The organism is Paraburkholderia phytofirmans (assembly GCF_046028095.1).
Classification (GTDB): domain Bacteria; phylum Pseudomonadota; class Gammaproteobacteria; order Burkholderiales; family Burkholderiaceae; genus Paraburkholderia; species Paraburkholderia phytofirmans_A.
This window is the reverse complement of record NZ_JAQQDJ010000020.1, coordinates 26,221-40,084: the sequence shown is the minus strand read 5'-3', so window position 1 is coordinate 40,084 and position 13,864 is coordinate 26,221. Positions and strand designations below refer to the sequence as shown.

The window sequence follows — 13,864 nt, the reverse complement described above, 5'->3', positions numbered from 1 at the left end:
ATTTTGTCTAGACAGGTTGATGCAAGCTGAGCAAAAGAGCCGCGGCGCGGATGCCGGGGTGATGCGCCTACCAGATGAACGGCACGAAGCGATAACGCACGCGCGCCATGTAGCACGAACGGCGACAGTCGCTCGGCGAGCAGGCCGGGATCGTGACGCGCCAGCCACAACCCGATCCACAGGCTCAGCACGCCCAGCTCGATCACATACCACGCGGCCGGCCATGCGAAAGTGCCCGCCGCGCCGAACAGCAGCGCGCTCATGCCCACCAGCCAGACCACCGTTTGGAAGATGAGGCGCGCGACCATGGCCGTTGATTGCTACGCGGTTCGAGCCGGCGTGCGCACGCGGTCGAATATCCCGGCGATGTCGAGCTCGCCGGTGTCGATGCCGAACTGATCGCGCAGACATGCCGCGAGTTCGCCGGCGCTTTTGAGTTGCCGTTCGCTGATGAGCCGGCCGTCGGCCGCGCGCTCGCTCAGTTGATCGTTGAGCAGCGCGAGCCGCGCATCGGGCAACACGCGGCACACGATCAGCGTGCTCGCAAAAATCGCTTCCGGCGAGGTCGACGTGTACCAGTTCGAGGTTTCGTAATCGATCCACTCGACCGGATGCAGATCGAAGCGATAGACCCGCGCCCAGCTTTCGTCGCGCGCCTGCACTTCGAGATAGAGCGCCTCGCGCGATGCGTCGGCGAGACGGAACGTGCCGAGTTCCGTGGGCTGCGCGAGACCCGCGGTCAGGCGCAGCGGCGCGGTCAGCGTCACGCTGCCGAAGCCGACGTCCGCGATCCAGGCTTCGTTGTCGATGTCGAGGCGCAACACCATGTGCGTGCGCGGCGGCGCAGGCGCGTCCGATTCCCGGCCCCACAGCACGCGCCCGAGCAGCGGCGTGACCGTGAAGCCCAACTGCGTCAGCACGTCGGCGAACAGCGCGTTCTGTTCGAAACAGTAGCCGCCGCGGTGTTCGGTGACGAGTTTGCGCTCGACCGATTCGAGGTCCAGTTTCACCGGACGCCGCGTGAGCGGGTTCAGGTTCTCGAACGGAATCGCGCGCGGGTGCAAGCGGTGAAGCGCCTGAAGCACTTCCAGCGTTGCCGCGCGCGGCCCGTCGTAGCCAATGCGGGCGAAGTAGTTATCCAGATTCACTGTGTGAGACATCGGCAGGGTTCCGGTATGGGTATCGGTTTGGGCGCTAGTCGCTTGTGGATGCGTGCGACCGTGCGGTTTTGGAAATCGATCATAGCCGCTTTTGCGGTCAGCTCGCAGCGGCGGCCTTGAACGGTTTTCGTAGTTGCCGTTCGACGCCGGTAGCCCACTGCGTTTCGTCACATCCCCTCTTTCTGAATTCGCGTTTTGGCTAACTCGCCGGTTCGATCAGACTACATACATACGTTTTCATTACATTCACATTCGCCGCAAATTACGTGCAAATGCCGTTTAGTAGCACTCCGTAAAGAACAAAGTTATATGTCAGTAATATTGATGCGAATCGTTCTCATTTGTGTTGACTCACCAAATTCGCATGCGTACGATCTCGCCATCTGCCGTATCGGCGTCGCGAACCGATATGGCAAATCGCGGGCAGGCGGCGACGCGCCGCGATGGTTTCAATCAGTCGATACAACACCAATAAGGATTTCGATGAAGTTCGCCCATTTCAACGGACCTCGCGCAGAAGCGCGTCCGTTTCGCGATTCCGCGCCGCGCGCCGATCTCACGCGCCGTTCGCGTTTGCCCTCGGTGCGGCGTGTCGCGCTCTGCACGGCGTTCGCCTGGGCGTCGCTGACAGCCGGCGCCGCCATGGCCGAAGCCAATCCCGACGCCGCGCCGGAAGCGCCCGAGGCCGACCTGAACATTCAGGCGACCCAGACGAACCAGTGGACCGGTTTCTGGAATCGACAGCAGATGCTCGGCGACATCGGCGGCCTGCGCCCCTGGCTCGGCAAATACGGTGTGACCTTCACGCTCACCGAGACCAGCGAAGTGCTCGCGAATCTGCGCGGCGGTCTCGCGAAAGGCGCCGACTACGACGGCCTGACGACCGCCACCGTGCAATTGGACACGCAAAAAGCGTTCGGCCTGCCGGGCGGCCTGTTCAACGTCAGCGCGTTGCAGATCCATGGCGCGAATCTCAGCGCCAACAAGCTCGGCACGCTGAACACGGCGAGCGGCATCGAAGCGGACGACACCACCCGTCTGTGGGAATTGTGGTACCAGCAGTCGTTCCTGAACAAACGCATCGACGTGAAGGTCGGTCAGCAAAGTATCGACCAGGAATTCATCACGAGCCAATACTCGGCGCTGTTCGTCAACACGATGTTCGGCTGGCCCGCACTGCCTTCGTACGACATGCCGTCAGGCGGTCCGGCGTATCCGCTGTCCGATCTCGGCGTGCGCGTGCGCGGCCAGATCACGCCTTCGTTGACCGCGTTGGCCGGCGTGTTCGACGGCGATCCGCTCGGCAACAACCCGGACAACAGGAGCGGCACCAACTTCAATCTGCACAACGGCACGCTGTTCATCGGCGAGTTGCAGTACGCGATCAACCAGCCGGCCGACGGCGAGATGGTCGGCGCGGGCGGCGGCGGTTTGCCCGGCACCTACAAGCTCGGCGTCTGGTACAACAACGGTAGCTTCGCGGATCAGCGCTACGACAACACCGGCTTGTCGCTCGCGAATCCGGCGACGAGCGGCACCGCCCAGAATCATCACGGCGACTACAGCATCTACGCCGTGGCCGACCAGATGATCTGGCGCCCCGACCCGGACGAGCCGCGCAGCATCGGTGTGTTCGCCCGCGTGATGGGCGCGCCCGGCGACCGCAACCTGGTGAGCCTCGCCGCCAACCTCGGCGTAGTGATGAAGGCGCCGTTCGCCGGCCGCGACAACGACAGCGTGGGCCTCGCGCTCACCTACATCAAGGTCGGCAATCATGTGAACGGCCTCGATGCGGATACCCGCGCATTCACCAACGGCCCGTACGGCGTGCGCACCAGTGAAACCGCGCTCGAAGCGACCTATCAGTACCAGGTCAATCCGTGGTGGCAACTGCAAGCCGACGCGCAATACACGTTCAACGCCGGCGCCGGCCAGAATCCGAACGATCCGACGCAGCCGCTGCGCAACACGTTCGTCATCGGCGTGCGGACCAACATCAACTTCTGATGCCTTTCGCGCCCAACTCACACGCTACCGACCAAATCGAATCCCATGCTTTCGATCATGACCGCAATTACCGCTTTGTGCGCAGGCACGGAGGCTCAATCGTGAACAATCCCTCGCGCAAGTTTTCGCCGCGCGCCGCGCGGGCCCTGATCGCCGCCGCTGTCAGCGCGGCGGCCTTCATGACGGCCGGCAGCGCGCTGGCCGAGCCGCAAGGTTTCCTCGAAACCGTCAAGCACCACACCACGCTGATCAACACCGTGCCGGGCAACGGCGACCAGAATCCTTACGCGGTGGTAGTCGCGCCGGTCACGGCGGGCACCGTCAAGCAAGGCGACGTGCTGGTCGGCAACTTCAATAACTCGACCAATCTGCAGGGCACCGGCAGCACGATCATCAACTATCACCCGGACACCAGGGAAATGACGCTGTTCGCGACGGTGCCGCGCGATCTGAAGGAATGCCCGGGCGGTATCGGCCTGTCGACGGCGATGACCATGCTCAAGTCGGGCTACGTGATCGTCGGCAGCACGCCGAGCAACGACGGCACCACCGGCACCAAGGGCGCCGGCTGCCTGATCGTGATCGATCCGCAAGGCAAGGTCGCCTCGACCATCAGCAGCCCGAACATCAACGATCCGTGGGGCAACATGGCGGTCGTCGACAACGGCACGAGCGCGACGCTGTTCGTCAGCATGGCCGGCTTCGGCGTGGGCGGCGCGGACGGCAATCCGCCGGTGTTCAAGCAGGCCACCGTGCTGCGTCTGGACCTCGACGTGCCGGCCGGCAAGCCGCCGGTCGTGAAGAAGGAAACGGTGGTGGGCAGCGGCTTCGGCGCGCAGGCGGACAAGGGCGTGTTCCTTGTCGGCCCGACCGGACTCGCGCTCTCGGCCGATCAGAAACTGCTGTACGTGTCCGACGCGATCGGCAACCGCATCACCGAAATCGACGAACCGATGACGCGCGACACGAGCGCGGGCGTCGGCCGTCAACTGACCGCCGACGGCCTGCTGCACCGGCCGCTCGCGATGGTGACCGCGCCCAACGGCCACCTGCTCGTGACCAACGCGCTGAACGGCCAGATCGTCGAAATCGATCCGGCCAGCGGCAAGCAGATCTACGCGCGCTGGATCGACACGGACAAGGCGCAATCGCCGCCGGGCAACGGCGATCTGTTCGGCCTCGCAATGACGCCTGAAGGCGACGGTTTCTACTACGTGCAGGACGACGTGAACACGCTGGTGCTCGCGAAATAAATTGAATGCTTCAAAGCCGAATGAAGGTGAAGTAACCATGGCAAACGATCAACCCCCGTGCCCCTCGCGGCGCGGGTTTCTCAAGGCGGGCGGCGCTGCCGTCGCGGCCGGCGCGAGCCTCGGCGCGAGTCTGGGAGCGTCCCAGAACGCGCTCGGCAAAACGCAGCCGCATGCCCTCGCCGATCCGCAGATGGCCGTCGAGCCGTTCTATGGCGTGCATCAGGGCGGCATCGTCACGCCGCAGCAAAGTCACACCTACGTCGCCGCGCTCGATCTCACCACCGAGAAGCGCGACGACGTGATCGCGCTGCTGCGCGCCTGGACCGACGCGGCCGCGCGACTCACGCAAGGCGGCACGGCCGCGCCGCTGCCGACCGGCGATGCGGACCAGAATAAAGCCGCGCCCGATTCCGGCGACGTACTCGGTCTCGGCCCCAACGGACTGACGATCACGTTCGGCTTCGGGCCCGGCCTTTTCACGCACGAAGGCAAGGATCGCTACGGTCTCGCCGCGCGCCGCCCCGCCGCGCTCGTCGATCTGCCGCGCTTTAACGGCGACCAGTTGATCAAGGAAAAGACCGGCGGCGACCTGTACATCCAGGCTTGCGCGAACGACGCACAAGTCGCTTTTCACGCGGTGCGTCAACTGTCGCGCATGGCGTACGGCACGGCGGCGATGCGCTGGGGCCAGGCCGGTTTCCTGTCGGGTCCGCGCGGTCAGACGCCGCGCAATCTGATGGGCTTCAAGGACGGCACCAACAATCCGTCCACCGCGAAACAGCCGTTGATGAACCAGTTCGTGTGGGCCGGCGCCAGCGCCGACGCGCCGTGGATGGAAGGCGGCACCTACACCGTCGTGCGGCGTATCCGCATCACGCTGGAACACTGGGACAACACCGAACTGGACTTCCAGGAACAGGTGTTCGGGCGCCACAAATACAGCGGCGCGCCGATCGGCAAGAAGAACGAGTTCGACGCCGTCGACCTGAAGGAAGAGGACAAGGACGGCAATCCGGTGATTCCGGAGAACTCGCACGTGCGTCTGTCGAATCAGGCGAGCAACAACGGCGCGCAGATTCTGCGCCGTTCGTACTCGTACAACGACGGCACCAACTTCTACATCGAGCGCTGGCCGCCATGGCGCCAGGAAACCGAGTACGACGCGGGACTCATCTTCATTGCGCATCAGAGCGACCCGCGTACCGGCTTCATTCCGATCAACGACAGGCTCGCGAAGTTCGACATGATGAACCAGTTCACGACGCACGTCGGCAGCGCGATTTTTGCCGTGCCGCCGGGCGCGAAGCCGGGTTCGTATATCGGCGCGGGATTGTTCGAGACGTAAAGCACACGCAGTCGACAACAACACAGATCAACTACAACATCACAACGGACTTCTGGATCATGGCTTACAACTCGTTTGGCACTCGTCTGCGGATTCTTGGCAGCGCGGCCGCGCTTACGCTGACCGCGTTCGCGACGGTGCCGTCCGCGGCCGAGGCCGCGTCGATCACGCTGTATAACGCGCAGCACGAGCAGGTCGTCAATCTGCTCGCCAAGGACTTCGAAAAGCAATCGGGCATCTCGGTGAAGATCCGCAACGGCGAAGGCCCGGCGATGGCCGCGCAGATCGTCGCCGAAGGCGCCGCCACGCCCGCCGACGTGTACTTCACAGAAAACTCGCCGGAGCTGATGCTGCTCGAAGAGAAAGGCCTGCTGAACAAGGTGGACGCCTCGACGCTCGCCACCGTGCCGGCCCGCTTCAGTTCGCCCACCGGCGCATGGGTCGCGGTGACTGCGCGTGAAAACGTGCTCGCCTACAACACCACCAAGGTCCAGGCATCGCAACTGCCGCAATCGCTGTTCGATCTCGCCAAACCGGAATGGAAAGGCAAGATCGGCATTGCCCCGAGCGACGGCGACTTCCTGCCGCTCGTCTCCGCGGTGCTCGCGCTGAAGGGCGAAGCGCAAACGGTGCAATGGCTCAAGGGCCTGAAAGCCAACGCGCAGATTTTCGACGACGACGAAGGCGTAGTCGCCGCCGTGAACCGCGGCGGTGTCGCGACCGGTCTGATCAACAACTACTACTGGGCGCGTCTACATGCCGAACTCGGCGACGGCAAAACCCGCAGCGCGATCTATCACTTCGGCAACGGCGACGCCGGCGCGGCCGTGAACGTGTCGGGCGCAGCGGTGCTGAAGTCCGCTCACAACACGGACGGCGCGCAGAAGTTTCTCGCGTACCTGGTCAGCGACCGCGCACAGGAATTGATGGCGAAGAGCCACGTGATGTTCGAGTATCCGCTGCATGCAGGCGTCGCACCGGACCCGATCCTCAAGCCGTTCGCCGAACTGAGCCCGCCGCCGCTGACGATCCAGCAACTCGGCGACGATAGCCAGGCCGGCAAGCTGCTGCGCCAGGCAGGCCTGCTGTAATGAGCGAAGCATTGTCAGCCGGGCCACCGGCTGTCTCCACGCTCCCGGCGCGCGCCCGTTCGCGCGCGCCGCGCGGGCTGTTCGCGGCAGCGGCACTCAGCGCATTGCTGGTGTTGCTGCCGATTGCGTTTACGTTCTGGCGCGCCGCGAGCTTCGGCGTCGGCGAGGCGGTCGATCTGATCTTCCGGCCGCTGGTCGGCGAACTGCTGATCAACACGTTGACGATCACTGTCTCGACCACGCTGGTCTCGGCCGTGATCGGCACGGCCGCCGCGTGGTTCGTCGAACGCACGCATTTGCCCGGACGCCGCGCGTGGGCCGTGTTGAGCGCAGCGCCGCTCGCCATGCCGGCTTTCATTTCAAGCTATGCTTGGGTCTCGCTAAGCCAGGATTTGCAGGACTTCAACGGCGCATTGCTCGTGCTGACCTGCGCGTATTTTCCGCTCGTCTATCTGCCGGTTGCCGCCGCGTTGCGCGGCATGGATCCGGCGCTCGAAGAAAGCGCGCGCGCACTCGGTTGCAACCGGTGGACCACGTTCATTCGCGTGGTGCTGCCGCAACTGCGCCCCGCGTTGCTCGGCGGCATGCTGCTAGTCGCGCTCGGTGTGCTATCCGAGTTCGGCGCATTTACGCTGCTGCGTTTTCACACGTTCACCACGCAGATTTACGCGGAATTCCGCACCAGTTTCGATGGCGGCGGCGCTTCGCTGCTCGCGTGCCTGCTGATCGTGATCTGCCTGATCGTGCTGGCATTCGAGTTTCGCGTGCGCGGCGCGGCGCGTTATGAACGCGTCGATCGCGGCACACGTCGCGCGGTCTTGCGCTACGACCTCGGCGTATGGCGCTGGATCGTCGTCGCCGGCTTTGCGTTGCTGTCGATCACCACGCTCGGTGTGCCGCTCGGCATGATCGGCTATTGGCTCACACAGCCTGGCGCTGCAGCCGTCACACCGGCCGATGTGTCGCCCGAACTGCTGTTCAATGCCACGATTTCGTCGCTCGGTTTCGGCCTTGCCGCGGCGCTGCTGACCACCTTGCTCGTGGTGCCGCTCGCGTTCCTGCTGGTGCGCTATCCGACCCGTTTCGCGACCTTGTTCGAACGCACGGTGTTTCTCGCGCAAGGCGTGCCGGGTCTGGTGATCGCACTGGCGATCGTGTCGCTCGCGGTGCACGCGCTGCAACCGCTCTATCAGAGCGCGACGCTGCTGGTGATCGCCTACTCCATGCTGTTCATGCCGCTTGCGCTGGTCAGTGTGCGCGCCGCCTTCATGCAGGCGCAGCCGCGCCTCGAAGAGACCGCGCGCGCGCTCGGCCTGAACTGGTCGCAGACGCTGTTGCGCGTGGTGTTGCCGCTCGCCGGGCCAGGGCTCGGCGCGGCCGCGGCGATGGTGTTCATCTCGGTCGTCACCGAACTGAACGCGACGCTGCTGCTCTCCCCGCTCGACACCCAAACGCTCGCCACCCAGGTCTGGGCAGACACCTCGACGATGGCGTTCGCCGCGGCGGCGCCCTACGCGGCGTTGCTCACCGGCATTTCGCTGTTCGCCTCGGGCCTTCTGTTCGCATTGCTCGGCAAATCGGCGCTACTCGGCGAACGCAGCTGACGCGCCGCGCTTTTATCATCGGATTTTCATGAGCGAACTTCGTATCCGCGGGCTGCAAAAATCATTCGACGGCACGCCCGTGCTGCACGGCATCGATCTGTCCGTCGAACGCGGCACGCTGCTGGCGCTGCTCGGCCCGTCGGGCAGCGGCAAGACCACCTTGCTGCGCTTGCTGTGCGGTTTCGAACGTGCGGACAGCGGCAGTGTGGAAATCGACGGCCGACGCGTGGCGGGCGACGGTCTGCATGTGCCCTCCGAACAGCGCCGCATCGGCTATGTGCCGCAGGAAGGCGCGCTGTTTCCGCATCTGTCGGTGGCGGACAACATCGTGTTCGGCTTGCCGCGCGCGCAGCGACGTGCGCGGCATCGCGTGGCCGAGTTGCTGGAGCTGGTCGGCCTGCCGGCGAACTTCGGCGAACGCGCGCCGCAGCAGTTGTCGGGCGGTCAGCAGCAGCGCGTCGCGCTGGCGCGCGCGCTTGCGCCGTCGCCAACGCTGGTGATGCTCGACGAACCCTTCTCGTCGCTCGACGCCGCCTTGCGGCTCGAAACGCGGCAAGCCGTGGCCAGTGCGCTGGCCGCGACCGGCGCGACGGCCGTGCTGGTCACGCACGATCAATCCGAGGCGTTGTCGCTTGGGCATGAAGTAGCCGTGTTGTGGAACGGCCGGCTGATCCAGACGGCGACGCCGGAGACGCTCTATCGCCGGCCCGTGACGCGCGAGCTGGCATCGTTCGTCGGCGAGGCGGTGTTGTTGCCGGGCACGGCCACGCGGGATCGCGTGAGCTGCGAACTCGGCGAGTTGTCGTTGTCCGGGCCGATCGGCCAGGGCGCTGTGGACGTGATGGTGCGGCCCGAGCAGATCCGTCTGTTGCGTGCCGAAGAAACGATGCCTAACGGCGCGGCAGCGTATGACGCCGTCGTCACGGAAGTGATCTTTCAGGGGCAGGACGCGGGCGTCGCGCTGCAATTGCGCTCCGGCTCGCAGACGTTGGTGCGCGCACGAGTGCCGGGTTATCTTTCGCCGCGTCCAGGCGACGAGGTGCGGCTGGCGGTGGATGGAGAAGTGACGGCTTATGCGCGTGCTTGAACGCAGCGCTTGAACATTCAAAGGTGCGAAGGCGAACTTGAACGCCGCCTTCGGCAACTCGACCCGCACAGTCGCCTCTTCCCACCGCTAAGCCGAAGCCCCACGCGCCTGAGGCCGCTGCGACAGATCCTGCATCATCTGCGCGGCCAGATAATCGCAGGTCGGACGATCCGATTTGGCGCTGCGCGCCACCACGATTTCCAGCGGCGCGATCTTCGGCAAGCCCTGTGCTTCACCGAGAATCGCGAGCCGCGGCGGCACGCTGCAACGCGTGAGCGCAATCACCGATAAGCCTGCATCCACGGTCGCCACCAACCCCATCAGGCTCGCGCTGCTGAACGCGGCACGATAACGAATCCGCGCGCCGTCGAGCGCGGCGAGCGTATGCTGGCGCGCCACGCAGCCCGGCTCATAGAGCCCCACCGGTAGCGGCGACGCCGCCAGAACCGGCGTATCCACCGACGCGCCCACCCACACCATCGGCTCGCTGCGCACGAATTCGCCGCGCAGCTTGCGGTCGCGCGTGACGAAGGCGAGATCGATCTTGTTGTCCGCGAGCATCGGTGCGAGCGACGTGCTCTGCGCGCAGACGATCTCGATTTCCACGTGCGGATACAGATTCGAAAAACGCCGCAAAACGGGCGACAGCAGTGACGACACGTAATCGTCCGGCGCGCCGAGCACCACTCTTCCTGTCACCTCCGGCCGCACGATCGCCGACCACGCCTCCTCATGCAACGCCAGCACACGCCGCGCGTATTCGAGCAACGTATTGCCCGGCCGCGTGAGCGACAGATTGCGCGTGTTGCGGGCGAACAGCGTCGTGCCGAGCATGGTTTCGAGCCGCTTGATCTGCATGCTGACCGCCGCCTGCGAACGATGCACGGTCGTCGACGCCTTCGTGAAGCTGCCCGTTTCCGCCACCGCGACGAAGGTGCGCAGCAGATCGACGTCGAATTCGGGGTGCATGATTTATCAATCCAGCTTATGGAATTGCTCAATTTAATTCGTTTGTCGGTGCCGTGCAAGCCGCGCAATACTCCGGACATCACCTCATCAGATCAATTCGCGGAGCCGTTGCGCATGTCCCTCACCCAACGTCAACAAGGCGCCATCACGCTGGCCAGCGGCGGGCTTCTGATGGGCACGCTAGGCATCTTCGTCGAGGAAGCGCGGCTCGGCGCGCTGACGCTCGTATTCTTTCGCTGCCTGTTCGGCTTTCTCTCGCTCGCCGCGTATTGCGCGTGCAAAGGCTTCTTCACGCGCGCGCATTTCACGCGACGCACCGTCACGCTGGCGCTGATTACGGGCGTGCTGATGGTCACGCAGTGGGTCGGTTTCTTCGATGCGATTCATCGCACCAGCATTGCGGTTGCAACCGTGGTGTTCCACGTGCAGCCGTTCTGGGTCGTGCTGATCGGCGCGGCGTTGTTCAACGAGCGGCTCGGCGCGGACCGGCTCGGCTGGATTGCGACCGCTTTCGTGGGACTCGTGCTCGCGTCGGGCGTCGCGGCCACGGAGAATCTACAGGGTCATACGAGCTATCTGATCGGCATCGGCGAGGCGCTGGTGGGGTCGGTGCTATACGCGAGCGTTACGTTGATCGCCAAAGGGCTCGGCAATTTGCGGCCGCATCTGCTGACGCTCGCGCAGTGCGCGGTCGGCGTGGTGTGCCTGCCGTTCATCGCGCCGCTCACTGCCGTGCATATCGGACCGATGCAGTGGTTCTGGCTGGTCGGCATGGGCGTACTGCATACGGGGCTTTCGTATGTGCTGATCTACGGCGCGTTGCCCAAGCTGAGCACGCCGATCATCGCCGTGCTGCTGTTCGTGTATCCGCTGACGGCGATCGTGGTCGATGCGCTCGTGTACGGACGGGCGTTGTCGATGCCGCAACTGGCGGGAATGGCGTTGATCGTGGTGGCGAGTCTCGGCGTGAATCTCGGATGGCCGTTGCTTTCGGTGCTGCGGCCGGGCGGACGGGTGCGGCGGCAGGTGGATTGAGGCGGGGCGCGCCGCACGTCCAAGGTGCCGGCGCGACCTTCTTCGCTTAAGCTGCCAACCTCACTGCGGCAACACCTCACCCCTCGTCTCCGGCGCGAACGGAATCACGAACAGTCCGACGATAAACGCGATCGCCGTCAACGCCACCGGCACCCCGAGCGTATGCATATGCAGCACCGCCGCGCCGAGTAGAAAGTTGACGCCCGCGCCGACGAACCGCCCGAACGACGTGCAGAACGCGAAGGCCGTCGCCCGCACGCGGGTTTCGAACTGCTCCGGCAGCCACAAGCTGAACAGCGCGAAATTGCCGCCGAAGAAACCCAGCACGAAGAGCCACGCAATAAACGGCGCGAGTCCATTCGGCAAATAAAACGCCCAGCCGAAACTGCCGACGATCGCCACCGCCATGCCGAGGAAGTAAATCGCCAGCGTCTTCTTGCGGCCGATGCGCTCAGCAAGCGGCGGCAGCGCGAGACAGCCGAGGATCGTCGCGATCGACAGCAACCCCGTGGCCAGCGAAGCGGTTCTGATCGCGTCGTTCTTCGCCATGCCGGCCTTGGTCGCCAACTGAATCACGGCGGACGGCTCGTACACCGCGCCCGCCCACAGCCCGATGATGGCGATCGTCAGCAGAATGCACGCGACCCACGTGCGGCGCCGATAAGCCGGTCCCATGATCTCGCGCAGCGGCCTGGTGCGCACGGTGCCCGCCTCGGCCTTCTCCCACTTCTCCGACTCCTTCACGCGCAAGAGGATCAGAATCGCGACCACCACCGGCACCGCGCCGGTCAGGAACATGGCGCGCCAGCCGTAATGCACGCCGACCGTGTAATTCAACGCCGCGGCGAGGAAGAACCCGGCGTAGTAGCCCGTTTGCAGGTAACCGGCGCCCATCTTGCGGCGATCCTCCGGCCACGCTTCGGCCACATAAGTCCCGGCCAGCGCCCACTCGCCGCCGATGCCGACGCCCGCAATGAAGCGATAGATACCGAGTTCCCACACGTTATGCGAGGTCGCCGCTAGTCCCGTGAAAATGGCGAACGTGAAGATCGTGCCGGCCAATACCTTGGTGCGGCCGTAGCGGTCGGCAAGCGGCCCCCAGATGAACGACAGCCCCCACCCGACCAGGAACAGCGCGAACAGGATCGAGCCGGCGAGGCCGACGTTCGCCGGCGTCGCCGCATAACCCGAGCGCGGCAGCAACTCGGTCAGCGCGGGCGTCAACACGAGCGCGTAGATGAACGAGTCCATCCCGTCGAGCGTCCAGCCTGCCCACGCTCCCCAAAAACCTGCGATCTGCGAACGATTGAGCGGCGTGCGGCGCCGCGTGACCGACGTGCGGTCGGTGAGTGAATTCATCATGCTCCTCCGGTCCAACAGTTGGCATACGTGACTGGAACGACGACATAGCGCATTTCTGACGAACGGCAGTCTCCTTGCACGGCCGCTCTGCGGGCTCCGCGCACAGAAGGCGAGAATTTTTCCGGGTTTGTCCGAGTTTAATTCTCGTCTTTTCATATATAATATTTGATATTATGAGTGACACAATAGATGGTTTTCCCCTGGACGCCCCGGCGCGCAGCCCGCTTTTACCCGCCGCGGCGCCGCGTGAAAGCACGTCCCGCGTGATCGCGGAGGCGCTGCGTGCGGCGATTGTCGACGGCACGCTGGCGCCCGGCGCGCCGCTGCGGCAGGACGCAATCGCGCGGCATTTTTCAGTCAGCGCAATTCCCGTGCGCGAAGCTTTGCGCCAGTTGGAAAGCGAAGGCTGGGCGAAGGCCGCCGTCCACAAAGGCGCGACGGTTGCGCCTTTGTCGGCGGAAGAAGCGCGCGAAATCTATGAGATCCGTTCCGCGCTGGAGAGTCTGGCCATCGGGCTCGCCATACCCAGGCACACGGCCGCCACGTTGCGCGAATCCGCGAGCCTGTGCCGCGCCGCCGAACTCGAGGCGAACCCATCGCTTTACGTCGCGCGCAATGTCGCGTTTCACATGAGCCTGTACGCGCCCGCTGCCCGTCCGCAACTCGAGGAGATGATCGGCACGCTGCACCGGCGTGGTGAACGATATCTGCGTCTGAAGTTCGGCTTGCCGTCGTACAAGGGCGCGTCGGACAATGAACACGCCGCGCTGCTCGACGCCGTGGAACGCCGCGACATTCCCGCCGCACAGAAACTGGTCGTCGAACATCTGCTGGGCACGGGCGACCTGCTTTATCGTTTCCTCACCGAACGCGCGCAGGCCGAAGCCGCGCTTGCGAATCAACCCAAGCCGCGCGGCAGACGCCCGCGCGCCACCACCGGGAGCTGACTAA

The 13,864-nt window shown here is 64.7% G+C and carries 11 protein-coding genes and 1 pseudogene; 8 read left to right on the top strand and 4 right to left on the bottom strand.

The genetic code is table 11. The features are described 5' to 3' along the window. Positions 1–113: 113 nt before the first annotated feature. Positions 114–308 (bottom strand): annotated as a pseudogene (locus tag PQR54_RS35680) (isoprenylcysteine carboxylmethyltransferase family protein); the annotation flags it as partial. Between the two features lie 12 nt (positions 309–320). Then, positions 321–1,160, bottom strand: a complete 840-nt coding sequence (locus PQR54_RS35675) for an arylamine N-acetyltransferase family protein (RefSeq protein ID WP_408254114.1) — start codon at positions 1,158–1,160, stop codon at positions 321–323. A 483-nt stretch (positions 1,161–1,643) separates the two neighbouring features. Between PQR54_RS35675 and PQR54_RS35670 the strand changes: the two genes are divergently transcribed. The 6 genes from PQR54_RS35670 to PQR54_RS35645 all read left to right on the top strand — a co-directional run bounded on the left by PQR54_RS35670 (position 1,644) and on the right by PQR54_RS35645 (position 9,547). Then, complete coding sequence (locus PQR54_RS35670) at positions 1,644–3,167, top strand: carbohydrate porin (RefSeq protein WP_408254111.1); 1,524 nt, start codon at positions 1,644–1,646, stop codon at positions 3,165–3,167. 101 nt (positions 3,168–3,268) lie between these two features. Continuing rightward, complete coding sequence (locus tag PQR54_RS35665; RefSeq protein WP_408254108.1) at positions 3,269–4,420, top strand: NHL repeat-containing protein; 1,152 nt, start codon at positions 3,269–3,271, stop codon at positions 4,418–4,420. 37 nt (positions 4,421–4,457) lie between these two features. Further along, entirely contained in the window at positions 4,458–5,765 is a 1,308-nt protein-coding gene (gene efeB / locus PQR54_RS35660; protein ID WP_408254105.1) for an iron uptake transporter deferrochelatase/peroxidase subunit, read from the top strand. 59 nt (positions 5,766–5,824) lie between these two features. Further along, positions 5,825–6,856: an iron ABC transporter substrate-binding protein gene (locus PQR54_RS35655; protein WP_408254102.1), complete on the top strand. Its 1,032-nt coding sequence runs from the start codon at positions 5,825–5,827 to the stop codon at positions 6,854–6,856. Continuing rightward, entirely contained in the window at positions 6,856–8,460 is a 1,605-nt protein-coding gene (locus PQR54_RS35650; protein WP_408254099.1) for an ABC transporter permease, read from the top strand. The genes PQR54_RS35655 and PQR54_RS35650 overlap by 1 nt, the downstream gene beginning before the upstream one ends. Before the next feature lie 28 nt (positions 8,461–8,488). Beyond that, positions 8,489–9,547, top strand: a complete 1,059-nt coding sequence (locus tag PQR54_RS35645) for an ABC transporter ATP-binding protein (protein ID WP_408254096.1) — start codon at positions 8,489–8,491, stop codon at positions 9,545–9,547. A gap of 87 nt (positions 9,548–9,634) precedes the next feature. Here the strand turns inward: PQR54_RS35645 and PQR54_RS35640 are convergent, their stop codons facing one another. Next, positions 9,635–10,516 (bottom strand): LysR substrate-binding domain-containing protein, encoded by an 882-nt coding sequence (locus PQR54_RS35640; RefSeq protein WP_408254093.1) that lies wholly within the window; start codon positions 10,514–10,516, stop codon positions 9,635–9,637. Between the two features lie 114 nt (positions 10,517–10,630). Between PQR54_RS35640 and PQR54_RS35635 the strand changes: the two genes are divergently transcribed. Further along, positions 10,631–11,551, top strand: a complete 921-nt coding sequence (locus tag PQR54_RS35635; RefSeq protein ID WP_408254090.1) for a DMT family transporter — start codon at positions 10,631–10,633, stop codon at positions 11,549–11,551. Between the two features lie 60 nt (positions 11,552–11,611). Here the strand turns inward: PQR54_RS35635 and PQR54_RS35630 are convergent, their stop codons facing one another. Next, complete coding sequence (locus tag PQR54_RS35630; protein WP_408254257.1) at positions 11,612–12,910, bottom strand: MFS transporter; 1,299 nt, start codon at positions 12,908–12,910, stop codon at positions 11,612–11,614. 176 nt (positions 12,911–13,086) lie between these two features. Here PQR54_RS35630 and PQR54_RS35625 point away from each other — a divergent pair, with 176 nt between their 5' ends. Next, positions 13,087–13,860, top strand: coding sequence for a GntR family transcriptional regulator (locus tag PQR54_RS35625; RefSeq protein WP_408254254.1), 774 nt, complete (start codon positions 13,087–13,089; stop codon positions 13,858–13,860). Positions 13,861–13,864: the final 4 nt, after the last annotated feature.